The 23,448-nt window shown below is 73.6% G+C and carries 19 protein-coding genes and 1 riboswitch; of the genes, 9 read left to right on the top strand and 10 right to left on the bottom strand.

Annotated elements, in window-relative coordinates:
* Positions 1-95: 95 nt before the first annotated feature.
* The 4 genes from ACIP4Y_RS22465 to ACIP4Y_RS22450 form a co-directional block, all read right to left on the bottom strand.
* Entirely contained in the window at positions 96-1,658 is a 1,563-nt protein-coding gene (locus tag ACIP4Y_RS22465) for a VWA domain-containing protein (protein ID WP_401396260.1), read from the bottom strand.
* Positions 1,659-1,746: 88 nt separating this feature from the next.
* Positions 1,747-3,690, bottom strand: a complete 1,944-nt coding sequence (locus ACIP4Y_RS22460) for an FUSC family protein (protein ID WP_401396257.1) — start codon at positions 3,688-3,690, stop codon at positions 1,747-1,749.
* 32 nt (positions 3,691-3,722) lie between these two features.
* Positions 3,723-4,679, bottom strand: coding sequence for an endonuclease/exonuclease/phosphatase family protein (locus tag ACIP4Y_RS22455; RefSeq protein WP_401396254.1), 957 nt, complete (start codon positions 4,677-4,679; stop codon positions 3,723-3,725).
* A gap of 16 nt (positions 4,680-4,695) precedes the next feature.
* The gene (locus tag ACIP4Y_RS22450) at positions 4,696-5,478 is read right to left on the bottom strand and encodes an alpha/beta fold hydrolase (protein WP_401396251.1); all 783 of its coding nucleotides are present in this window, start codon (positions 5,476-5,478) and stop codon (positions 4,696-4,698) included.
* An 87-nt stretch (positions 5,479-5,565) separates the two neighbouring features.
* Between ACIP4Y_RS22450 and ACIP4Y_RS22445 the strand changes: the two genes are divergently transcribed.
* Positions 5,566-6,912, top strand: a complete 1,347-nt coding sequence (locus ACIP4Y_RS22445; protein ID WP_401396248.1) for a PLP-dependent aminotransferase family protein — start codon at positions 5,566-5,568, stop codon at positions 6,910-6,912.
* A gap of 103 nt (positions 6,913-7,015) precedes the next feature.
* Here the strand turns inward: ACIP4Y_RS22445 and ACIP4Y_RS22440 are convergent, their stop codons facing one another.
* Together ACIP4Y_RS22440 and ACIP4Y_RS22435 are read right to left on the bottom strand one after the other, a co-directional pair.
* Entirely contained in the window at positions 7,016-7,939 is a 924-nt protein-coding gene (locus ACIP4Y_RS22440; RefSeq protein WP_401396245.1) for a hypothetical protein, read from the bottom strand.
* A gap of 225 nt (positions 7,940-8,164) precedes the next feature.
* Positions 8,165-8,686 carry a hypothetical protein gene (locus tag ACIP4Y_RS22435; RefSeq protein WP_401396242.1) on the bottom strand — a complete coding sequence of 174 codons (522 nt, stop codon included), beginning with the start codon at positions 8,684-8,686 and terminating at the stop codon, positions 8,165-8,167.
* 185 nt (positions 8,687-8,871) lie between these two features.
* On the opposite strand from ACIP4Y_RS22435, the gene ACIP4Y_RS22430 reads away from it, so the two are divergent.
* Positions 8,872-10,053 (top strand): PP2C family protein-serine/threonine phosphatase, encoded by a 1,182-nt coding sequence (locus ACIP4Y_RS22430; protein WP_401397017.1) that lies wholly within the window; start codon positions 8,872-8,874, stop codon positions 10,051-10,053.
* A 339-nt stretch (positions 10,054-10,392) separates the two neighbouring features.
* The gene (locus tag ACIP4Y_RS22425; RefSeq protein ID WP_401396239.1) at positions 10,393-11,655 is read left to right on the top strand and encodes a hypothetical protein; all 1,263 of its coding nucleotides are present in this window, start codon (positions 10,393-10,395) and stop codon (positions 11,653-11,655) included.
* A 3-nt stretch (positions 11,656-11,658) separates the two neighbouring features.
* Here ACIP4Y_RS22425 and ACIP4Y_RS22420 read toward each other — a convergent pair whose 3' ends face one another.
* On the bottom strand, positions 11,659-13,632 hold the full coding sequence (locus ACIP4Y_RS22420; protein WP_401396236.1) for a YncE family protein: 1,974 nt from the start codon (positions 13,630-13,632) through the stop codon (positions 11,659-11,661).
* A gap of 225 nt (positions 13,633-13,857) precedes the next feature.
* On the opposite strand from ACIP4Y_RS22420, the gene ACIP4Y_RS22415 reads away from it, so the two are divergent.
* Entirely contained in the window at positions 13,858-14,706 is an 849-nt protein-coding gene (locus tag ACIP4Y_RS22415; protein ID WP_401396233.1) for a Scr1 family TA system antitoxin-like transcriptional regulator, read from the top strand.
* Positions 14,666-14,854 (top strand): DUF397 domain-containing protein, encoded by a 189-nt coding sequence (locus ACIP4Y_RS22410; protein ID WP_401396230.1) that lies wholly within the window; start codon positions 14,666-14,668, stop codon positions 14,852-14,854. Before ACIP4Y_RS22415 ends, ACIP4Y_RS22410 begins: the two co-directional genes overlap by 41 nt.
* Here the strand turns inward: ACIP4Y_RS22410 and ACIP4Y_RS22405 are convergent.
* The gene (locus ACIP4Y_RS22405) at positions 14,783-15,013 is read right to left on the bottom strand and encodes a hypothetical protein (protein WP_401396227.1); all 231 of its coding nucleotides are present in this window, start codon (positions 15,011-15,013) and stop codon (positions 14,783-14,785) included. The two genes, ACIP4Y_RS22410 and ACIP4Y_RS22405, sit on opposite strands and share 72 nt — an antisense overlap.
* A 78-nt stretch (positions 15,014-15,091) precedes the next feature.
* On the opposite strand from ACIP4Y_RS22405, the gene ACIP4Y_RS22400 reads away from it, so the two are divergent.
* The gene (locus ACIP4Y_RS22400) at positions 15,092-16,435 is read left to right on the top strand and encodes a tetratricopeptide repeat protein (protein WP_401396224.1); all 1,344 of its coding nucleotides are present in this window, start codon (positions 15,092-15,094) and stop codon (positions 16,433-16,435) included.
* A 3-nt stretch (positions 16,436-16,438) separates the two neighbouring features.
* On the opposite strand, the gene ACIP4Y_RS22395 is transcribed toward ACIP4Y_RS22400, so the two are convergent.
* A complete protein-coding gene (locus tag ACIP4Y_RS22395; protein ID WP_401396222.1) occupies positions 16,439-17,239 on the bottom strand; it encodes a hypothetical protein in 801 nt (266 codons plus the stop codon).
* A 302-nt stretch (positions 17,240-17,541) separates the two neighbouring features.
* Between ACIP4Y_RS22395 and thrS the strand changes: the two genes are divergently transcribed.
* Together thrS and ACIP4Y_RS22385 are read left to right on the top strand one after the other, a co-directional pair.
* Positions 17,542-18,798, top strand: a complete 1,257-nt coding sequence (gene thrS, locus ACIP4Y_RS22390) for a threonine--tRNA ligase (RefSeq protein ID WP_401396219.1) — start codon at positions 17,542-17,544, stop codon at positions 18,796-18,798.
* 556 nt (positions 18,799-19,354) lie between these two features.
* Entirely contained in the window at positions 19,355-20,317 is a 963-nt protein-coding gene (locus ACIP4Y_RS22385; protein ID WP_358636007.1) for a nucleoside hydrolase, read from the top strand.
* Here ACIP4Y_RS22385 and ACIP4Y_RS22380 read toward each other — a convergent pair whose 3' ends face one another.
* A complete protein-coding gene (locus tag ACIP4Y_RS22380; protein WP_401396215.1) occupies positions 20,318-21,397 on the bottom strand; it encodes a HoxN/HupN/NixA family nickel/cobalt transporter in 1,080 nt (359 codons plus the stop codon).
* A 26-nt stretch (positions 21,398-21,423) separates the two neighbouring features.
* A riboswitch (cobalamin riboswitch) is annotated at positions 21,424-21,608 on the bottom strand.
* Positions 21,609-21,777: 169 nt separating this feature from the next.
* On the opposite strand from ACIP4Y_RS22380, the gene ACIP4Y_RS22375 reads away from it, so the two are divergent.
* Entirely contained in the window at positions 21,778-23,436 is a 1,659-nt protein-coding gene (locus ACIP4Y_RS22375) for a glycoside hydrolase family 13 protein (RefSeq protein ID WP_401396212.1), read from the top strand.
* Positions 23,437-23,448: the final 12 nt, after the last annotated feature.

Below are 23,448 nucleotides of genomic sequence, written 5' to 3'. Positions count from 1 at the left end.
CCCAGGTCGCTACGTGTACGAACCTTGAAATCGTAGCCGACGTGTGTATGCCGCCCGCTTCCCGTTTTACGGGGTGAGAAGCGGGCGGTTCAGTTCTACGGGCGCCAGTTCGCCAGTACGCCCTCGTACAGCTGGGTGTCCGTGAGCTCGCGGGGGGTGGGGCCCGCGTGGAAGAAGGACGTGTTCGCGGTCTTCAGCTTGCGGAGGTAGTCGAAGGCCTTGTTCCCGTGGTCACCGAAGGCGACGAAGGAGAAGAAGACGGAGGGATCGGACTCGGCGGCCTCCGTGAGGGCCTGGGTGGCCGGGGTCTTCGCGTCCGGGGCACCGTCGGTCTGGAAGACGACCAGGGCGGGGGTGGCGGGGGCGGTGTTCTTGCGGTGGTGGGTGAGTACGGCGTCCACGGCGGCGTGGTAGCTGGTGCGGCCCATGCGGCCGAGGCCGGCGTGTACGTCGTCGATCTTCGTCTCGTGGTCGGGGGTGAGGGTGAGGTCCGTGGTGCCGTCGACCTCCGTCGAGAAGAAGACGACGTGGACCGTGGCCTCGGGGTCCAGGTGGGCGGCGAGGGCGAGGGTCTGGTCGGCGAGGGCCTGGGCGGAGCCGTCCTTGTAGTACGGGCGCATGCTCGCGGAGCGGTCCAGCACGAGGTAGAGCTTCGCTCGGGTGCCGGTGAGGTTCGTCTTCTTCAGCGTGGCTGCGGCGGCCTTGTAGGCGGTGGCCAGGGCGGGGGTGCGGGCCTTGACCCTGGCGAGGGTGGTGGCGGGCTTGGCGGTGGTGGCCGCCTCCGGCTCCGCCTGCGGCGCCTGCGGCTCCGCCTCGGCTGCGCCTTCGGCCTCCTTGTTCCCACCCGCACCACCCGTGCGGGTTGCGTTGTCGGGTGCGGGTGGCCCCTGTGGGGTGTCCTCGCCGTCGGCGGCCTGCGGGACCGTCGTCGCCTCGGCAGGCTCAGCTTCCGCCTCCGCGTCAGCCTGCGGCTTGGCTTCCTCCGCGGTGACCGGCTCCGGCTCCGCCTGCGGCTCTGCTGCTTCCACAGTGACCGGCTCCGGCGCCACCGGTGCTTCCGCCTCCGTTGTCACCGGCTCGGGAGCCGTCTCGGTCGGCTCCTCGCCGGCCTGCTCCTCCGCCAGCCGGGGCTCGGGCTTCGCGTCGGCCTCCGCCGGCGGCCGGGCCTCCTCGGCCGCCACCCTGGCCTCCGCCTCGGCCGTGACCGGCTGCTCAGCCTTCTCCTCGACCTCGACCTCGGCCTCGACCGGAGTCGACTGCTCGGGCTCGACCTCGGCCTTGGCCGGAACGGGCTGCTCGGCCTTCCCCACGGCCTCGGCCTCGGCCTTCGCGGAAACGGCCCCCTCGGCCTTCTCCTCGGCCTTGGCCGGAACGGGCTCCTCGGGCTTCTCCTCGACCTCGGCCTCGGCCGGAGTCGGCTGCTCGGGCTTGTCCTCGGCCTTGGCCGGAACGGGCTCCTCGGTCTTGGCCGGCGGAGTCGGCTGGTGGGGGACCGCGACGTTGTCGAAGGCCGCTGCCACCAGGTCGTGTTCCTCGGAGGGGGGTTCCTCCGAAGGGGACTGGCGCGGGTCCGGGACGGGGGTCGCACCCTCCGGGGCGGTGGCTCGTGACTTGCGGGAGCGGCCGAATGCGTTCCGCAGGAGAGTGAGAATGCCCATGTGCGCAACCCTTCACGTGAGGTTGTAGCCGTCAATCCCTGGCCAGGACGGACACGTAAGGTTAGCGGCCTCGTGTGGCCGGACCGCGTCAGTGCGGAGATGTGAGGGCGCGGGCCGCGGCAACCTCCTGGCGGAGGGGTTCGAGGACGCTGCCCGCGGGGCCCGTGAGGTCGGTGCGGACCGCGGTCAGGGTCTCCGCGTTCCGTACGCCTTCGGACAGCTCCCGCAGTTGCAGGGTCACCTGGGCCAGCTCGCCGGAGGAGGGCGGCGCGGCCCCGTGCCGGACGCGGACGCGGGCCGCCGTCGTGGCGTCCACGATCCGTTCGACGGCGACGACCAGCGGCCACCAGGCGGCGGCGCGCCGGCCGGTCGGCGGGGGTTCGGTCAGGGCCCGCTGGAACTCGGTGCGGATGACGGACAGGTCGCGGTAGAGCCGCCGGCGCATGCGGGCCCGGGCGGCGGAGGCGGTGTCGGGGTGGAACGCGGCTTCCACGTAGGCCGCGGTGTCGGCCACCGCGTCGGCCAGGCGGTCGCCCACCCGGGTGTGCCAGCTCTCCGGCCAGAAGAGGTAGCCGGCGGTCAGGGCGATCGCGCAGCCGAGGAGGGAGTCGTTCAGCCGGGGCAGCAGCAGGGCGGTGCCCTGGTGGTTGAGGACGTCGGAGAGCAGCAGGATCACCGGGGTGATGGCGGCCGTCTGGTAGCCGTAGCCCCGCGGGGTGAGGGCCGGGATGAGGGGGGCCAGGAGGAAGAGGACCGGGACGTCCCACCAGCCCAGCGGGACCTCGGCCAGGACCACCGCCGCGAGCACCAGGCCGGCCACCGTGCCGAGCGCGCGCAGCAGGGCGCGGGAGAAGACCGAGCCGAAGTCGGGCTTGAGGACGAAGGTGATGGTCAGGGCGACCCAGTAGGAGCGCGGGACGGGGATCAGGGAGACCAGGGCCTGGGCGATGCCGATGCAGACCGCGAGGCGTACGCCGTAGCGCCAGGAGTTGGCGGAGAGCACGACGTTGCGGGCGGCGCGGGCGGCGCGGATGCCGAGGGCGGCGGGCCGGCCCAGGCGGTCGTCGATGCCGCGGGGGTCCACGTCGGGCGCGGTGACGACCTCGGCGGTGTGCCGCAGGGCGTGGTCCACCGCCCGGGCGGTCTCGGTGGTGGGGAGGGGGAGGTGCAGGGGCGGTACGGGGGTGCCGTCCGCGGCGACGGACCTCGCCAGGTGGTGGAGCGCCTGCGGGATCTGCGGGGGCAGCGGGCGGGCGGCCAGGTGGGCCGCGGGGGCCGCCTCGATCACCGGGGTGATGGCGTTCAACTGGGCGAGCAGCCGGGTGAGTTCGGGGCTGCGGCCGTGGTGGCGGGCGCGCCGGGCGAGGATCAGGTCGTATGCCTCGTTCAGGGACTGGGTGACGGCGCGGCGGGCCTCCTCGTACTCCTCGGTGCGGTCCGTGCCGGCGGTGGCGAGGAGGGTGGCGACCGCACGGTAGGTGGCGGCGACCGCCGCCCGTTCGGGGACGCCCGCGCGCAGCGGCCAGGCCAGCAGGGCCAGGAGGAGGACCAGGAGGCCGCCGCCGGTCATCAGGGCGGGGGCCTGCCACCAGGGGGAGGGCAGTGGCAGGCCCGCGCCGACCACGCAGTTCAGGAGCAGGAGCAGGCCGGAGACGGAGGCCACCGCGCCGATCGTCGAGATCATGCCGGAGACCAGCGCGACCCCGGTGACCGCGGCGACCGCGTACCAGCCGTGGCCGTACGCCAGTGTGCCCAGGGTGACGCCGACCGCGCCGAAGAGCTGGGGGACGGCGATGTTGAGGATGCGCATGCGGTAGGCGTCGGCGGTGTCGCCGATGACGCCGGACAGGGCGCCCATGGAGGCGAGGGCGCCGTAGGTGGGGCGGCCGGCGGCGAGGCCGAGGGCCAGGGGGAGGGCCATGGCGAGGGCGGCGCGGGCCATGGCGGCCCAGTTGACGGGTGCCTGCTGGGGTTTGAGGTTCCGGACCAGCCAGTCGGGTGGGGTGAGGCCGATGGGGAACTCTCTGGACATGCGCCCATTATCGCCGCTTTGATCCATCCGGTTCAGGTCCGCCGGTGCAGGGTGAGGTCCACGACGAGGGCGCGGTGGTCGGTGCCGGACAGGCGCAGGAAGCGGGCGCCGGTCGCGGTGAAGTCCGGGGAGACCAGCACGTGGTCGATCTGGGCGCCGATGACGGAGGCGGTGCGGGAGGGCCAGCTCGGGGTGCGGTCGTGGCCGGTCAGGCGGGCCGCGTCGGTCAGGCCGGCGTCGAGGATGTGCCGGAAGGCAGCGTGGTCCTGGGAGGCGTTGAAGTCGCCGGCGAGGATCGTGGGCGTGCGGGTGCCGGCGGCGGCGAAGGCGCGCAGCCGGCCGAGTTCGCGGCGCCACAGGCCGACCTGGTCCGGCAGCGGGGGCATGGGGTGGGCGAGCTGGAGGCGTACCGGGTGGCCGCGTACGTCGGCCACGGCGCCGGGCATGCCCATCGTGCCGGGGACGCCCGCGGCCGGGGTCAGCGGGAAGCGGCTGAGGACGAGCGAGCCCTTGGAGCCGTCCTCCTCGACGGCCCGGCGGTGCGGGTAGACGGCCGCGAAGTCGCGTTCGAGGGTGGCCCGGCAGCCGGACTCGCATTCCTGCACGAAGACCACGTCCGGGTGCCGGTCGCGCAGGACCGGGACCAGGGCGGGCGTGCCGCGGCCGAACTCGACGTTCGCGGTCAGTACGCGGAGCCGGGCGAGCGGCGGGCCGTCGGGTTCACCCGACTTGCCGTACGGCTCCAGGTACCAGGCGAGCAGACCGAGGACGGCGACCGCCCACACCAGGCCCGGCCACCAGCGGGCGAGCAGTGCGCAGAGCAGGGCGGCGGCGGCCGGTGCGAGCAGCCAGGGCAGGAAGGCGAGCAGCTGGGGTACGGGCGTGATGCCGTCGGTGTCGGCGACCCGGCAGCCGACGACCACGCTCACCCCGGTGAGCAGCAGCCCGGCACACCAGGCGGCGAGCCTGCGTCCGGGGTGCTGGGTCACGGGAGCGAGCCTACGGTCAGCCGTCCAGCCGCGCCAGGAAGGCCGCCAGGGCCCGGTTGAACTCCTCGGGGCGTTCCAGGTTGGGCAGGTGGGCGGCGCCCTCGATGACGTGCAGGGCGGAGTCGGGGAGGGCCGCGTGCATCGCCTCGGCGTCGGAGACGGGGGTGTAGGTGTCGTCGGCGCCGACCAGGACGAGGGCGGGCACGGTCACCCGGGTCAACAGGCCGCGGTAATCGGGGCGTTCGGCCCGGCCGCGCAGGGCGGCCGCGGCACCCTCGGGGGAGGTGGCCGTCATCATGCGGTGCACGTGGGCCTTGACCTCGGGGTCGGCGTAGGGGGCGACCATCTTCTCCAGCACCTCGTCGGCGTAGCCGCGCATGCCCTCGGCGAGCAGCCTCTCGGCCATGGCGGCGCGGCCCAGCCGGCCCTCGGGGGTCTCGGCGGTGGGGAAGGTGTCGGCGAGGACCAGGCCGCGGATCCGGTCGCCGAGGCGGTCGTAGCACTCCATGGCGATCTGGCCGCCCATGGACAGGCCGGCCAGGGCGAAGGTGTCCACGCCCAGGTGGTCCAGGAGGTCCGCGATGTCGTGGGCGTGGCGGGAGAGCGGGACCGTGCCGGGGGTGACCGGGGAGGCGCCGTAGCCGCGCAGGTCGGGGGCGATCACCCGGCGGCCGGCGGCGAACTCCGTCAGCTGCGGCTGCCACATCGTGCGGTCGAAGGGGTGTCCGTGGACGAGGACGAGGGGAACCCGGGAGGGGAGTCCGGGGTCTTTGTCCTCGAATGAGAGGAAGGGGGGCATGGCAACGACCCTAGGGCGCCCGGTGACTCGGTGCAATAGAATCTTTGCCCTCGGTGCAATTCAATGCACCGGAGAACAGGGGGACTTGTGGACGACTACCGGCGCATCGCCGACCGGATCGCGGCCGACATCACCGGCGGACGGCTGCGGCCCGGCCAACGGCTGCCGCCGCAGCGGGCGTTCGCACGCCGGCACGGCATCGCGCCCTCGACCGCCGGCCGGGTGTACGCCGAACTCGTGCGGAGGGGCCTGGTGGTGGGCGAGGTCGGGCGCGGCACGTTCGTGCGGGCCACCGCGCCGGACGGGCAGCCGGGGATCGCCCTCACCGAGGCGGCCGGCACCCCGCTCGTCAATCTGGAGCTGAACTATCCCGCCGTGCCCGGCCAGTCGGAGCTGCTGGCCCCGGCGCTGGCCCCGCTGCTGCGGCCGGACGCGCTCGGCCAGGCGCTGCGGCCGGCCGCCGCCGCGGGCACCCCCGCGGCCCGGGCGGCGGTCTCCGCCCTGCTCGCCCGGAGCGGGCTGCCGGCCGCCCCGGAGCGGATCCTGTTCACCGGCAATGCCCGGCAGGCGATCGCCGCCACCCTCGCCGCCCTGGTCCGGCCCGGCGGCCGGGTCGGGGTGGAACCGCTGACGTATCCGCTGGTCAAGGAGATCGCGGCGCGTCTCGGCCTGGTCCTGGTGCCGCTCGCCACGGACGCGGAGGGGCCTGTGCCGCAGGCGGTGGCCGACGCCCACCGGGGCGCGCCGCTGTCCGCGCTCTATCTCCAGCCGGCCCTGCACAACCCGACCTCGCTGACGACGAGCGCCGGGCGGCTGCGGCAGCTCGCCGACTGTGTCCACAGGCTGGGGATACCGGTGGTCGAGGACCGGATCTGGGCCTTCCTGGACTCCGGCGGCACACCCCCGCTCGCCGCGCTCGCGCCCGGCCTGGTGCACCTCGTCGACAGCCTCTCCAAGCGGGTCGCGCCCGGCCTCACCGTGGGCTTCACCGTGGTACCGCAGGACCGCGTCGAGGCGGTGGCGCGCGCCGTGCGGTCCGGCGGGTGGAGCGCGGGCGGCTTCGCGCTGGAGGCGGCTGTGCGGTGGCTCGGCGACGGCACCGTGGACCGGCTGGTGGCCGCCAAGCGGCAGGACGCGCGGCGGCGCCAGCGGCTGGTCGCCGGGACGCTCGCCGGGTTCGCCGTACGGTCCGACCCGGCCGCCTACTTCGCCTGGTGGGAGCTGCCCGCGCCGTGGCGGGCGGACACCTTCACGGCTGCCGCGCGGGCGCACGGCATCGCGGTCACTCCGGGTACGGCGTTTTGCGTCGTCCCCGGGCGTACGCCGGATGCGGTCAGGCTCGGGCTCGGGTCGGTTCCGGAGCCGCAGCCGGCCCGGGCGCTGGAGACCCTCGCCGGCGTCGCGCGGGACGGGGCGGCCGCGGGTGCCGGGTGAGCCAGGCGGAGCGGCCGGGTTGGGGTGCCCGCGCGGGTGGGCGGCATCGCGGTCACTCCGGGTACGGCGTTTTGCGTCGTCCCCGGGCGTACGCCGGATGCGGTCAGGCTCGGGCTCGGGTCGGTTCCGGAGCCGTAGCCGGCCCGGGCGCTGGAGACCCTCGCCGGCGTCGCACGGGACGGGGCAGGCGCAGGTACCGGGTGAGCCAGGCGGTGAGGGCCACCGCCAGGCCGAGGCCCAGCAGCACCCAGGCGGCCGAGCGCAGGGTGCCGGTCAGGGCGTCGTAGACGGCGCCTGCGGCCGGGTGGGAGACGCCGGCCGGCAGGTCGGCCAGGGTCAGGCCGCGGCCGACGTCGAGGGCGACGACGAGCAGGACGCCGCCCAGCGCCGTGCCCAGGGCGGTGGCGGCGACCGCCCGGCGCCGGCGCACGGCGAGCGCGATCCCGCCGGCGGCGAAGGCGACGGCCGCGACCGGCAGCCAGAAACCGGCGACTTCGAGCACGTGGAACCCCTTCCGGAGCGTGGCAAGCCGGTCCGCCGGGAGCACGGCGACCGCGGTGTGCTCCACCGGGATCCGCGCGGCGAGCGGCACGTGATCCCGGGTGAGCTGGCGTTTGACCTGGGCGGTGACGGGGGCGAGGTCGACGGTGACGGGTCGGTCGTCGTCCGTGCGCAGGGCGTGCAGGACGGCGTCGTGGGTGACCTGGTTGCCGGTGTCCCAGGCCAGCCGGAAGGCCCGGGTCTGCGTGAAGGAGCGGACCGCGTCGTGCACGAACGGGCGCACCGAGCCGTGGACCGGACGGACGTCCAGATGCTCGTCCACCGCGCGCAGGATGCCGTCACCGAGGGTGTCCACGACGGCCTCCCGCACGGCCGGGTCGGCGGCGAGCGGCGCCATCGTGGTGACGTACCGGCCCGTGTCGGCGAGCCCGTACGCCGCCCAGGCCGCCAGCGTGCCGAACGGCACGAGGAGGCAGGACAGGGCGATCAGTACGGCCGACAGGGCGCTCCTGAGGCGTGGGGACACGCTTCCAGGCAAGGGCCACCCGGACCGGTGCGCGAGCGGGGGGACTGCGTTCGGGGGCTCTCCGGTGGAGGGATCACCCGAACGGGTGTTTCCTGGTGCTGGGGAGGAAGAAGTGGCCGATGTGCACCACTCGTGGCGCAGGCCGAAGGGACAGGGGAAGAACAGGGGAGCGCGTGGGCCCCGGCTGAGCGGCCGGGGCCCACGCGCACACCCCGCCGGGCCTGCTCAGCGGACCCTGCGGCCGTAGGCGTCCTCGCGGGTGTAGTAGCGGTAGAAGACCACGATGAAGGTGATCGCCGACCACAGCAGGCCCATCAGCACCGACCGCACCACGTCGTCGTGGGGGCCCTGGCCGGAGCCCTGGGTGGGGAAGATGCTGCCGCTCTGGCTGTAGAGGAAGCCGTAGGCGCAGCCGGCGAACGCCGACCACGACAGCGCGTGCACCTCCCGCGGCATCCGCGGGCCCAGCCTCAGCAGGGCCGCGCACACCACCGCGAACACCAGCGCGCTGACGAAGCCGAGCAGCAGGTTCCAGCCGGTGACCGGACCGCCGGCACGGTTGCTGGCCGCGACCCAGTAGCCGTAGACCAGACCCAGGGCGACCGGGACGGCCACCCGGGCGAGCGAGTGGGTCCGGGCGTCGAAGACGTCGGGTGGGCGCGCGACCACGTCGGTCGACCGGCGCTCCATCTCGGGCGTGCGGCCGGGCCGGGACATTCCGCCGGGCGCGGGTGCCGCTTGAGCCATGAGAGCACTCCTTACTCCTCGCCCCCGAATCCGCCCCGCGTGCGGGGCACCTCTCCAGGGCACACCGGGGGACACGGCCTGGCAACTCGGCCAGGAGGGTGACGAGTGCCCGGATGCACGCGGTTCTCCCGCGTGCTTCGCTGAAGGACGGGGAAGGAGAGGGAGGGCTGCCCGCCGTGACGGAGATGGAGTACGGGCGGCGCCGGCCGCTGCTGCGGATCCGCGGGCGGAGCATCGCGTGGCTGCCGCCCCTGCTGCTGCTCGTCGGCGTCATCCTGCTGGACTTCAACACCGGCGAGCACTTCCGGATCATCACCTGGATCGTGCTGGTCCCGGGCATCGCCGCCGCGGTCTGCGGGGTGTGGACGACGGCCGCCTACAGCGTGGCGGCGCTGGTCACGTACGTCGTCGTGGACAACGCCTGGCCCGCCGAGTACCAGGCCGGGTTCGGGGACTTCCTCCTGGTCGCCCTCGGCGGCGCCCTGGCCACGCTGGCCGCCGCCGTGCGGATGCGGCACGAACGGCAGCTGGTGCACATCCAGGACATCGCCGAGACCACCCGGCGCACCGTGCTGCGCCCGCTGCCGTCCGGGTGGGCCGGCCTCGAGCACGCGGGGGTGTACCTGGCCGCCGACGTCGACGCCCGGGTCGGCGGCGACTTCTACGACATCCAGCCCGGCCCGCACGGCACCCGGGTGCTCGTCGGTGACGTGCAGGGCAAGGGGCTGGGCGCGGTGGAGGCCGCCGCCGCGCTGCTCGGCACCTTCCGGGAGGCCGGGTACCACGAGAAGGACCTCACGACCGTCGCCGAGCGCCTGGAGATCCGGATGCTGCGGCACCGCTCGCACACCGCCGCGCTCGGGCGGGCCGACGGCGACCGCTTCGCCACGGCCGTTCTCATCGCCTTCCCCGAGGATGCCCCCGGCGTGATCGACGTGGTCAACTTCGGCCACGAGCCGCCGCTTGCGGTCGGGCCGCACGGGGTCCGTGAGCTGCCCTGCGGCGACGGGCTGCCGCTCGGCCTCGCCGACCTCGCGGGCGGCCTGCCGCCGGTGCACCGGGTGCCGGTGGCCGCCGACGAGACGCTGCTCCTCGTCACCGACGGCGTGACCGAGGCCCGCGACCGCCCCGGCGCGTTCTTCCCCCTCGCCGACGAGGTCGCCGACGCCGTCCGAGCCGACCCCGCCGGCACGCAGCCGCGCCGCCTGGTCCGCCGGGTCCGCGACGGGGTGCTCCGGCACAGCGGGGGCCGCCTGGAGGACGACACGACGATCTTCGCGGTGCGGAGGGCCGCGGGGGGTTCGGCGGGGGCTGGGGGCGCGCTGGGCGCTGGGAGCGGGTCGGGTGCCGCGGGCGGGCTGAGGTGAAAAGGGGCGCTGGGCGCGAGGTGTGCGCCGGGCCGAGTCGGGGGTGCGGAAGGGATGGCCGGGTGTCGGGGGTGGGCCGCGTGGTGGCGGTGAGGCGGGCCGGGGTCGGGGGTGCCGGCGGTGTGCTGTGCGCCGGGTTCTGGTCGGGGGCGGCGTCAGGGGTGGGGCCGGCGTGCGGAGTTGTCGGGGCGGTGGGTGAAGTGGTCGTACCGGGGCGTTTGCGGTACTGAGGCGCCGGTTTGCAGCAGCAGCGGTTACGGTGCTGGCTGGAGAGCGGATCCACGGGGGCCTCGGGTCCGGAGGTTCACGGGGTCCACAGGGTGACATGGGGGAGGCACGATGCCCGGAACCGTGCTGCTGCTCGCGGCCTCGCCGCTGGGCCGGGGGCGCCTGGTGGACGCGGCCGGAGTCCTGCCGGTGCTGGCCGCCGTCGCGCCCTCCGTGCTGTCGGGCACCGACACCGCGAACGTCATCGAACTCGCCGACCCGCTGGAACCGCAGGCCGTCCTCACCCGGCTGCGGGCCGCCGCGGCCTCCCCCGGGCCGCTCACCGTGTACGTCACCGGCCAGCTGCACCTGGACCGGCGCCAGCACCAGCCCCATCTGGCGCTGGCCCGCACCACACCGGCCACCCTCCGCTACACCGCGCTGCCCTGGCACTGGATCCGCGAGGAGCTGCGGCTGCGCTCCGCGACGGACACCGCGCTCGTCGTCGATTTGCACGCCGACGCCGAGGCCTGGCGCCACATCACCGAGCGCGGCCTCGACTTGGGCCGCACCACGGCTGTCTACGGCCGCATCGCCCCGGCCACCGGGCGACGGGGCCTGGCCGAGCCGGCGTACATGAAGACGGTCGCCACCCTCCTGCGCAGCGGCCACCGTCCCCCGCTGGGCGTTCTGCACGAGCAGGCGGTGGCCCGTATCGCGGCGGAGGCGAGGGGAAACCTGCTGCTGGCGGACGCGGGGGGTTATGTGGCGGGCGGTCCGGCTGGTGGTTTCGTGCGGGGGGCCGCGGCGGCCGGCTTCACGCCGGGGGTCGTGGCCGGGGGCTTGGCGCAGCCGGCCGTCGCCGGAGGGGCCGCGCCGGGATCCTTGCACGGGGGGAGGGCGGGCGCAGCTACCTCCGCCCCCCGTACCGGCGAAGCTACCTCCGCCGCCCGTCCCCCCGAAGCCACCCCCGCCGACCCCCACGCCGGTATCAGTGCTGCTGTGCAGGAAGGGCGGCACGGGGATGCCGAGGGGATTGCCGCCTGGTTCGAGGCGGAGGCTGTGCGGGTGTACGGGGTCGCGTCCGAGCAGGCGTTGCACTGGAGTGAGGTGCGGGCCGATCTGGCGATGTTCGCGGGGGACGCGGTGCGCAGTTGCCGGGCCTGGCTGGATGTGGCGGAGGCGCGGCTGGCCGCCGGGCAGGCGGGGGACGCGCCCGCCGTGGAGGCGGCCGTGGACCGGGCGCACCACCAGTGGACCTGCATCAAGGACACGGCGCGGGCCCGGGAACTCGGACCCGCGCTCGCGGAGTTGCGGCTGAGGGTGCCGGGCCGCCGGCGCGGCGCGCTGGAGAACGTCCAGCGGCAGCTGCGCCAGCTCCAGGCCGCCCGCTAGCGCTTACTTGGTGAAGGTGAGGTACTTCCAGGCCCCGTGCGTCGTGGAGTTCACGGTGTCACCGGAGGCGCTGTTGATGTACGACGAGCGGACCCGGAACCGCCAGCCGACGTCCTCGCTGTGGTTGCCGGTGATGCTGACCCGGGAGACCCCGTCGGAGCCCAGCTTGAAGTACGCGGGGTCGCCCGGGTACCAGCGGCCCTGGTAGTACACCTCGAACTCGAACTTCTGCGCCCGGTCCGGGTACCACGGCATCTTGGTCGTGACCAGCGGGTTCTTGTTCTTGTGGAAGAAGTAGTACGTGTGGCCCCACGCCGACTTCGCCTTGTAGTGGTTGGACACGGACGTGGACACGCTGACCTTCGCGCCGACCGTGCTGGCCGCGGTCGCCGGCTTGTAGCGCGAGTCGCCCGCGAACTTCGCGGTGACCTTCGTGTCCCGCTTCAGGTCCAGGGTGACCGACAGGTAGCCGTCGGAGTTGACCTTGCCGGACTTCACCCGCTTGTTCGGCTTGTCGGAGCCGAACGGGTCGGCCCAGATCTCCACCGTACGGTTGCTGTACGTCCTGCCGAGGTGCGCGGTGAACTTGACGTCCTTGCCGTACGCGTACACCTTGCCGTTGTTGTTGACCGTCAGCGTCGCCTTGGCGCGGGACACCTCGACGGAGTCCGAGCCGGAGGCCGCCGCGTGGTCGGCGTCGCCGGCGTAGGCCACCGTGTACTTCACCTTGCCGCCGGCCGGCGGGGTGTCGGTGAAGGAGAACGTGCCGTCCGCCTTGGTGACCGCCGCGGCCAGCGGCTTGCCCTTCGGCGACTCCAGGTCGGTGCGGGTCACGCTCAGCCTGGTGCCGGCCGGTACGGCCACCTTGGAGGCGACCTTGCCCTTGACGGTGAGCTTCTTGGCACGGGTGGCGGTGGCCGGCGCGTCCACGGTGACGGTGCTGACCGCCTTGGTGGGCGCGTTGAGCACGCGCAGCGAGAACACGCCCTGGTTGTTGCTGGTCACCGCGAACAGCCGGGAGCCGTCGGCGGCCCAGGCCAGCCCGCCGCGGGCCAGCAGGTCGGAGCCCGAGGAGGTGCCGGTGTTCGGGAAGTCGTAGGTGCGGACCGGCTCGCCGGCGCCCGGCTTGAAGATGTAGACGTCCGGGTCGTAGGAGCCGTCGATGCCCGCCGCGATCGTGCCGTCGGGGGCGATCGCGACGGAGTTGGGGTACGCGTCCGTGACGTACTTGCCGTCCTCGTTGAGGTCGGAGGTCCGGAACACCTGCTGGTAGTACGGCGCGCCACTGGCCACCACGACGTCCTTGCCGTCGGGCGTGACCTGGAGGTCGCCGAGGTTGTCGCCCGCCTCACGCGTGCTCGCCACCTTCTTGGCGGTGCCCGACGAGACGTCGTACGAGGCCAGCTCGACCGGGCTCTGCCCGACCGCGCCCGCGACGAGCGTGGTCGAGCCCGGCGCGGCGTCCAGCAGCGGGGCCGAGTACCAGTCGGCGTCCTGGCCGAGCGTGACCGTGTGGTCCTCGGCGGTCAGGTCGACGGAGCCGATGTTGCCCGCGGCGGCGCCGCCGTAACCGAACCACAGCTTGCCGCCCGCGAGGGCCACGCTGAGCGGCTTGTCGCCGACCTCGTACCGGGTGGTCTCGGTGTCGGTGGCGGTGTCGATGACGGCGACGGCGTCGAGGTCCTGCACGGCCGCGTAGAGCGTGCCGGAGTCTGCGGACAGCTCCAGGCCCTGGACGCCGGACATGCGGGTGTCGAGCTGCTTGACGACCTTGCCGGCGTAGTCGGTGACGACGATCTTGCCGTTCAGCGGGTCGCTGACGAAGACCTGCCGGTGGACGGAGTCCACGACGATGTCACCGGTCTGCCGCACCGGCAGCGGCTGGGTGGAGTCGGCGAATGCCGGAGCGGCGGCGAGTGCCGCGGAGCTGAAGAGGACCGCCAGGGTGGTGGCGGCCGTGAGAGAGCGCTTACGCACGCTGATTCGAACCCCCCGGAACGAATGAAAAGACATGGGGAGCCGCATGGGCACGGCGAACGTGAGCCCCCTGTGCATGAGCCGTGTGTGCCTCTTGCGGCAAGTGTGCAAAGAGTAGGTCATGCCCCTGACAGCGGTGCCACCGGGTTTCGTGAACTTCAGGACAACCGCGCGATCCGGTCGTTACGCTCTGCAACAGATCGATCGCAGGGGGTGCCTCGCTTCATGGTCAACATCCGTCCGCTCGACCCCAGCGCCTCTCCGTTGGACTACTTCGGCTCGGAGCTGCGGAGGAAACGGGAGGAAGCGGGGCTCACGCAGAAGGAACTCGGGGCGATCGTCTTCTGTACGGGCTCCCTGATCGGCCAGATCGAGACCACGCTGAAGGTGCCGACGCGGGAGTTCGCCGAGCGGGTGGACGCGGCGCTGATGACGGACGGGTTCTTCTCGCGGCTGGTGGGGCTGGTCCTGCGGAGCCAGTTGCCTACGTGGTTTCAGCCTTACGCGGAGATGGAGGCGAAGGCCGCGTACATCTCCACGTATCAGGCGCAGATGGTCTACGGCCTCCTTCAGACCGAGGCCTATGCCCGTGCCGTCCTGGCGACTGGCATGCCCGACAGGCTGGATGAGTTGGTGGCGGCACGTATGGAGCGCCAGCGCATCCTGACTCGCGAGCACCCACCGCTGACGTGGGTCGTCCTGGACGAGGCGGCCCTGCACAGGCCGATCGGCAGCCGTCAGGTTATGCAGGATCAACTCGCCCACCTGTTGAGCTTCCGGGACGACAAGTGGGTGCGTATCCAGGTGCTGCCGTTCGACGCTGGTGAACACGCCAGCCTCATCGGATCGTTCAACGCGCTGCGCTTCGATGACGACCCGGACATCGTGTACACCGAGGACATGATCTCGGGGCACATGACGGCCAACCCGGACACCGTCAGGGAAGCTGCCTTTCGTTACGCTCACTTGCAGGCCTCCGCCCTCTCCGTAGAGGATTCGGCGGCACTGATCACCCGCGTGATGGAGGAACGCTATGCGCAGACACCAGACCCTGAACAACGCGCGGTGGCGTAAGTCCTCGTACAGCGGCAACACCGGAGGCGATTGCGTAGAGGTCGCCGATCTCCCCGCCCTCGTTGCCGTCCGTGACTCAAAGAAGCCCCACTCGGCACACCTCGCTGTGGATCCCCGGGCCTGGGCCGCCTTCGTGCGGGCTCTGTAGGTCCGCCGCCCTCGCCGGGCCGGCGTTCGCCGCCAGGAGGAGGGCCGCGGCGGCGATCACCGCGGCCGTTACGGCCCTCCGTGCGGTGGGGCGTCCGTAGGGTGCGGATGTACGTCCGGGCACGGCGACCTCGCAACACAACAGCGGCGTGTTAAGCATGCTTAATTCGCCGTTTAACCTAGGGCCGCCGGGCATCAACGGCAAGGGGTGGCTGGGTAGTTGGGGGGTACACGGGGCATGCGTGAGCGGGACGACCCGGAGGTCATCGGGCGGCGGGTGCAGCGGCTGCGGACGGAACGGGGGCTCACGCAAAGGCAGTTGGCCCAGCCGGCGTACACACCCGCCTATATCTCCACCCTGGAGGCCGGCCGGGTCCGGGCCTCCGACGAGGCGTTACGGCACATCGCGGACCGGCTCGGCGTCGCCTTCGAGGAGCTGGCCGTCGGCCGGCCCGCCCACCTCGCCACCGGCCTGCGGCTGCGGCTCACCGAGGCCCAGCGCGTCCTCGCCGACGGACGGGCCGAGGAGGCCGCCGCCCAGTACGCCGTGCTGCGCGCCGAGGCGGAGGCCCACGGACTCGGCTGCGAACAGGCCGCCGCACTGCTCGGACTCGGCGAGTGCGCCCTGGAGACCGGGGACCTGACCGAGGCGCGCGAGTACTTCGAGCAGGCCGAGGAGCGGCTGGCCGGCAAGACCCTGCCGGTCCGCGTCCCCGCCGTCCGCGGCCGGGCCGTCGCCCACTACCTCGCCGGGGAACTCCGGTACGCCGTCTACCTGCTGGAGTCCACCCTCGACGAGCTGAACCGCGGCGGACTGCACGACCCCGACGCGCTGCTGCTGCTCTACGCCAGCGTCATCGGCCCCTACATGGACATGGGCGCCCACGCCCGCGCCGCCCAGGCCGCCGAGTTCGCCCTCGCGCTCGCCCCGCGGGCCGGCGACCCCGCGCTGATCGCCCGGATGCACCGCTCGGTCGCCCGCACCCTGCTCGCCGAGGGCCGGGTCGCCGAGGCCGACGCCTCCCTGGCCAAGGCCGCCGAGCTGTACCGGCAGCTGAGCCTGCGCACCGAGCTGGCCAACTGCCACTGGATGCGCGGCTACGTCTACGCCCAGAACGGCGAACTCGACCGCGCCGAGGCAGAGTTGCGGCAGGCGTACGCCATGCTGTCGGAGACCCGGGCCGCCCTGTACCGCAGCCAGGCCGCCGTCGAACTCGCCGACGTGCTGCACCGCCGGGGCAGCTCCGCGGAGGCCGCCGTGCTCCTCCAGGGCGTCCTCGGCGACTTCTCCTCCGAACGCGGCGCCGTGCACGCCGCCGCCGCGCACCGCCTGCTCGGCATCATCGCCGAGGACGCCCGGGACACCGAGGCCGCGGAGGAGCACTACGTCCGCGCCCTCAGCCTGCTGGAACGCGCGGGCGCCGCCGGCGACCTCGCCGACCTGTGCCGCCTGCTGGGCGACCTGCTGCGCCGCACGGGCCGCGTCGAGGCCGCCCTGGACGCCTACCGCACCGGCCTGGGCCACCGCACCGCCCCGGGCACCACCACTCTTGGCCCGGCCCCGGCCCAGCCCCCGCTGTGACCCTCAGACCTGCGCCCGCCCCTGCTTGCGGATGTCCGCCAGGCGCAGGGCGCCGATCTGCACGGCGGCCTGCGTCGCGTCGTTCGGTACGTCGCCGAGCCCCGCGTTGGTGAGCGCGAAGGCGTCCTCGCCGACCCGGACGGCGGCCACGTCCATGGTGAGGAGGTACTCCTGGTCGTCCGGCGTGGTCGTGGCGAGAGTGACGCGCAGGCCCTGCCGGGCGTCCCCGACCTCCGGCAGCGGGGCGTCCACGACCTGGACGTCCTCCACCAGCCCCAGCTCCGTGGTGGCCGTGAACCGCGCGCACCGCACCGGCATCGTCCGCAGCCAGGCCAGCACGGCGTCGACGTCCGCCGGGCGGCGGGCGGCGATCTGGTAGCGGAGCTGGGCGTCGGTGTCGGCGTCGTCCAGGCCGACGGCGACCCGGGCCGGGACGCCGAGGAGTTCCTCGCTGTACAGCGCGTCCAGCAGCCGCTGGCACTCCCCGACCGAGGTGTGCGTCTTCAGCAGCCCGTCCCGCCAGGTGGCCGCGCCGCGCGTGGCCGTCCAGGGCGCGCCCAGATCGGTCTGGTTGATCAGCGCGGCCTGCGCCTGCTCGTCGCTGAGCGTGGAACCGTCGGCCCGCGCGGACGCCTTCCCCGTCTGGCTCGGCCGGTCCACCGTGGGCAGTGGGTACGGCGCGCTCTCCGGGTGCTTCAGGCTCAGCGCCGCGCAGCCGCCGGCGGTGAGCAGACCGGTGGCGAGCAGGGAGAGGGCGACGCCACGGGGGATGCGGTCGTACAGCGCGCGTATCGCGGGGGACATCGGTGCCTCCTGGGCTGCGTGCGGCCGGCGGGGTGCCTGATCTCACGGCACCACCGGCCCGGGCGGCCCACCAGCGCTCCGCGCCGTACGGGTGAGGGCCCGGCGGAAAGTCCGTGGCGCACCGCGTACGGCCCCGGTACCGTCCCGTCCATGCAGCGCGCCCACCAGTGCCCGTCGAGCACGACGACGCCGGAGACCGTCCCGGCGCGCTGACACCTGACCAGCCACCAAGCCCCGGGGCGAACGCCCCGGGGCTCCGTCGCGCGCCGGGGGTGTCCGCCTCGCTCACCGAGGAGACCCGGATGACCGACAAGGTGACCGACCAGCGGCCCGACCACCGCCGCCTGGGCCGCGAGCTGAACCTCTTCGACACCGACCCGCTGATGGGCGCCGGCCTGCCCTACTGGCTGCCCGACGGGGCCGTGGTCCGGCACACCCTGGAGGAGTACATCCGGGACGCCGAACGCCGGGCCGGCTACCGGCACGTCCACTCGCCCACCCTCGGCAAACGCGAGCTGTACGAGATCTCCGGGCACTGGGACCACTACCGCGACGACATGTACCCGCCGATGCGGCTCGGTACCGAGGAACTCGTCCTGCGCCCCAGCCTCTGCCCCCACCACGCCCTGATCTACCGCTCCCGCTCGCACAGCTACCGGGAACTGCCCCTGCGCCTGGCCGAACTGGGCGCCATGCACCGCGCCGAGCTGTCCGGCGTGCTGGGCGGCCTGACCCGGGTCCGCGCCATCCACCTCAACGACGGGCACATCTTCTGCACCCTGGACCAGGCGGTCGACGAGGCCCGCGCCGCCCTGGAGCTGATCGCCCGCGCCCACGCCGACCTCGGCATCGAGGCCGTACGCCACCGCCTCTCGCTGCCCGGCCCGGGCGGCAAGTACGTCGCCGACCCCGAGCTGTGGCGCCGGGCGACCGGCCTGCTCCGGGAGGTCCTCGCCGAGGCCGGGGTGGCGTACGAGGAGGCGGAGGGCGAGGCCGCGTTCTACGGCCCGAAGATCGACGTGCAGATCGCCGACCCTGCGGGCCGCGAGTCCACCCTGTCCACCGTGCAGATCGACTTCCACCAGCCCGCCCGCTTCGACCTGCACTACATCGGCGCCGACGGCGCGAAGCACCGGCCGGTGATGGTCCACCGCAGCATCATCGGCAGCGTCGAACGCGCCGTCGCCCACCTCCTCGAAACCCACGCCGGCGCGTTCCCCGCCTGGCTGGCACCCGTCCAGCTGGTGGTGCTGCCGGTCGCCGAGGACCAGGTGGAAGCGGCGGCGGCGCTGGTCCGGGAGGCGCTCGCGCTCGGCCTGCGCGCCGAACTCGCCGGGCCCGGGGAGGGCACCCTGGGCGCGAGGATCCGCGCGGCCCGCCTGGTGCCGTACCAGGCGGTGATCGGCGCCCGGGAGGCCGGCGCCGGGCTGGCCGCCGTACGCCTGCGGGACGGCCGCCGCCCCGGTGCGCTGCCGGTGCCCGACCTGCTGCGCCGGATCACCGAACGAGTGGCGGCACGCGGTACCGCCCTGTGGGACGGGGACCACCCGCAGCCCTGACCCGAGTTGCGCCTCACCCACCCGAGGGGCGCGGGCCCCCGCCCGACCGACCGACAAGAACCCGCGCCCGGGAAGCGGCCCGCGTCCGGGAGGTGGCCAGCGCTCGGGAAACGGCCCGCGCCCGGGAGGTGGTGCGCGCCCGGGAAGTGGCCCGCGTCCGGGAGGTGGCCAGCGCTCGGGAAGCGGCCCGCGCTCCGGAAGGGATCTGCGCCCGGGAAGCGGCCCCGCCCGGGAGGTGGCCCGCGTTCGGGAAGTGGTGGGCGCTCGGGAAGTGATCTGCGTCCGGGAGGTGGCCCCTGCTCGGGAAGCGGCCCCCGCCCGGGAGGTGGGGCGCGCTCGGGAAATGGCCCGCGTCGGGAAGTGGCCAGCGCTCGGGAAGTGGTGCGCGCTCGGGAAGGGATCTGCGCCCGGGAAGCGGCCCCGCCCGGGAGGTGGCGCGCGTTCGGGAAGTGGTGCGCGCTCGGGAAGATCTGCGCCCGGGCCTGGCAATCGATGGCCGGGAACGGTCGCGACGGCCCGGCCTGATCTATCGTCGGCACGACGGAAGGAGTCCGCCGTGACCGGTCAGCCCATTCCCGTGATCATCGACTGCGACACCGGGGTCGACGACGCCCTGGCCCTGCTGTTCGCCGTACGCCACCCGGGACTCGACCTCAGGGCGGTGACCTGCGTGGCCGGGAACACGGACGTGGACGGGGTGGTCCGCAACACCCTCACCGTGCTGGAGCAGGCGGGCGCCCCCGACATCCCGGTGGCGCGCGGCGCCGAGCGCCCCCTGCTGGAGCCCGCCCGCTCCGCCCCCGTGCACGGCGCCGACGGCATGGGCGACCTGGGCCTGCCCGCGCCCGCCCGGACCCCGGTGGCCGTCGACGCCGTCACCCTGCTGCACCGCGAGATCCTCGCCTCCCCGCGCCCGGTCACCCTCATCCCGACCGCGCCGCTGACGAACATCGCCCTGCTGCTGCGCACCCACCCGGAGGTGACCCGGAACATCGAGCGGATCGTGTTCATGGGCGGCGCGGTGGCCACCGGGAACGCCACCCCGGTCGCGGAGTTCAACGTCTGGCACGACCCGGAGGCCGCGGCGATCCTGCTCACCGCCGGGGTGCCGATCACCATGTACGGCCTGGACGTGTTCCAGCAGGTCGTCGTGGACAGCGCCGAGGTGCACCGGCTGCGCACCAGCGCCGAGCCCGGCACCCGCCTGGCCGGCGAGCTGCTCGCCCACCGGCCGGCCCACCAGGGCGAGCCGCCGGAGGCCGAGGAGGCGGGCGGCCTCGGCGACGCCGGCGCGGTGTGCGCGGTCGCCGACCCGGTGGGCATCACCACCCGCCTCCTCCCGGTCGAGGTCTCCCTCACCCCCGGCCCGACCCGCGGCCAGACCGTCGTCGACCGCCGCCCCCGCCTGGGCGAGTCCGAGATCCACGAGGGCGGCCGTGAACGGGCCCTGATCGACGTGGCCCTGGAGGTGGACGTGGAGCGTTACGTGAAGCTGTACCTGGAGACGGTCCGCCGCTAGCTACTCGGCGGCGGCGGAGGCCGTCCAGCGTTCCTCCACCCGGGCGACCTTCCAGTACGCCAGTGCCGCCGCCCACACCAGCACGAACAGGCCGACGATGAGGTAGCCGACGTTGTCCAGGTCGAGGCCGGCGATCCAGCCGGTGACGTCGTCGTGCAGGCCGAACTTCTCGTGCAGGACGCCGACCAGCTCGATGGTGCCGATGAAGAAGGCGACGGCGATGGACAGGCCGGTGATGGCGAGGTTGTAGAAGACCTTGCGGACCGGGTTGGAGAACGCCCACTGGTAGGCGAAGTTCATGAACGTGCCGTCGAGCGTGTCGAACAGGCTCATCCCGGCGGCGAAGAGCAGGGGCAGGCAGAGGATCGCGTACCAGGGCAGCCCGGCCGCCGCGCCGGAGCCCGCCATCACCATCAGCGTGACCTCGGTGGCGGTGTCGAAGCCGAGGCCGAAGAGGAAGCCCAGCGGGTACATCTGCCCGGGCCGCGAGACGGACTTCGTGAGCCGGCCGAGCATGCGGTTCATGAACCCCCGCGAGTCCAGGTGCTGCTCCAGCTCCTTCTCGTCGTACGCCCCCGCGCGCATCGCCCGGAACACCCTGAGGATGCCGACCAGCGCCACCAGGTTCAGGGCGGCGATGAGGTACAGGAACGTCCCGGAGACCGTCGTACCGAGGAAGCCCAGCACCTGGTGGGTGGTGGACCCCTCGTTCATCACCCGTCCGGCCAGCGAGGTGCCGCCCGCGATGAGCAGCGCCAGCAGCACGACGACACTGGAGTGCCCCAGCGCGAACCAGAACCCCACCGACACCGGCCGCTTGCCGTCGGCCATCAGCTTGCGGGTGGTGTTGTCGATCGCCGCGATGTGATCGGCGTCGAAGGCGTGCCGCATGCCGAGGGTGTAGGCGGTGACGCCGAGCCCGACACCGAAGACCTCGCTGCCCACCTTGTAGCGCTCGGGGGCGACGAGAAGAAAGAGGATCCCGAAGGCGACGACGTGCAGGGCGACGATCACCGCCAGCAGTCCCACCGTCTTGACGGTGTCCTCACGTCGCCAGCGGAAAGACGCAGCATCGGCCATCGGTTCACGCTCCAACACCTCGTGGATCACTTCGTGACTGCCGTGGCCGGTCTCCTGGCTGACGGGTCGAACGTCCGCCGTCCCTGCCTTCCCGGTCGTACGACCAGTGGCCCGGCGCGAGCCGGACGGAACGGGAACTCCCCGATCACAGTGGCGAGGGCCGCGTCGACCTTCCATCGACTTCCCGAACACCACGGCCCGCCCACCGTAGGGGGGCACGCGGTTTCCTGCATAGCCGCGTACCGGCGCAGGTAGGCAAGATCACAAACGAGGTGCGCCCTTCGCCGCCCGGCGCGTGGCGCCGTACCGTGCGTTCCCTTTCCGGGCAATGTGGACAGATACAGATTCCGTACCGTCGTCCGTCCCCCATGGGAGCCCGTATGGCAGACCTCTCGCCGGATCTCTCGTCCAGGAACCCCGACTGGTGGCGGCAGGCCGTCATCTACCAGGTCTATCCGCGCAGTTTCGCCGACGCCGACGGTGACGGCCTCGGTGACCTGCGGGGCATCGCCGAGCGGATGGACCACGTGGCCGCGCTCGGTGTGGACGCCCTGTGGCTGAGCCCCTTCTACCCCTCCGAACTCGCCGACGGCGGCTACGACGTCATCGACCCGCGCGGGGTCGACGAGCGCCTCGGCACGCTGGACGACTTCGACGCCCTGGTCGCCGAGGCGCACCGGCTCGGGCTCAAGGTCGTCGTGGACATCGTCCCCAACCACACCTCGCATCTGCACCCCTGGTTCCAGGAGGCGCTGCGTGCCGGGCCCGGCTCGGCCGCCCGGGAACGCTACGTCTTCCGGCCGGGGCGCGGGGCGCACGGGGAGCTGCCGCCCAGCGACTGGCAGTCGGTGTTCGGCGGCAGCGCCTGGCGGCGGGTGCCCGACGGGGAGTGGTACCTGCACCTCTTCGCCCCGGAGCAGCCCGACCTGAACTGGGACAACGAGGAGGTACGCGCCGACTTCCGCACCACCCTGCGGTTCTGGTCCGACCGGGGTGTGGACGGCTTCCGCGTCGACGTCGCCCACGGCCTGGCCAAGGACCTCACCGAGCCGCTCCGGGACGTCGGCGACATCGGCGCGACCGGCGAGGAGGCGCTGCCCCGGGTGGCGCCGGGCAGCCACCCGTACTGGGACCGCGACGAGGTCCATGAGATCTACCGCGACTGGCGCAAGGTCTTCGACGCCTACAGGCCGCCCCGCATGGCCGTCGCCGAGGCCTGGGTGCCGGGCGCCCGCCGTGCCCTGTACGCCCGCCCGGACGAGCTGGGCCAGGCGTTCAACTTCGAGTACCTGGAGGCCCGCTGGGACGCCGAGGAGCTGCGGGACGTCATCACCGCCTCGCTGGCCACGGCCCGGACCGCCGGTGCCTCCGCGACCTGGGTGCTGTCCAACCACGACGTCGTACGGCACGCCTCCCGGCTCATGCTGCCGCCCGGCACCGACCCGGCCGCCTGGCTGCTCTCCCACGGCACCGCGCCCGCGGTCGACCCGGCGGCCGGTCTGCGCCGGGCGCGGGCGGCGACCCTGCTGATGCTGGCGCTGCCCGGTTCGGCGTACCTCTACCAGGGGGAGGAACTGGGACTGCCCGAGGTCGCCGACCTGCCCACCGAGGTGCTCCAGGACCCGATCTGGGAACAGACCGGCCATGTCCGCAAGGGCCGCGACGGATGCCGGGTGCCGCTGCCGTGGACGACGACCGGACCGTCGTACGGCTTCGGGCCCGGAGCCGGCTGGCTGCCGCAGCCGGCGTCGTTCGCGGCGTACGCCGTCGAGGCGCAGGCCGGCGCCGAGGGCTCCACGCTGGAGCTGTACCGCACGGCGCTGCGGCTGCGCCGCAAGCTGCTGGAGGGGGAGACGCTGGCCTGGACGCCGGACGCGCCCGCCGCCGTGCTGGACTTCGCCCGCAGCGAGGGCTGGCGCAACGTCACCAACCTGGGCACGGACCCGGTCCCGCTGCCGCCGGGCGAGATCCTGCTGGCCAGCACGCCTCTGCCGACGGGCAGGACGCTCCCGCCGGACACCACCGTGTGGCTGGCCTAGGGCCTGAAGTCT

Source organism: Streptomyces sp. NPDC088810 (assembly GCF_044750305.1).
Lineage (GTDB): Bacteria > Actinomycetota > Actinomycetes > Streptomycetales > Streptomycetaceae > Streptomyces.
Note: the sequence above shows the minus strand (reverse complement) of the source record. Positions and strands in the feature narration are given on the sequence as shown.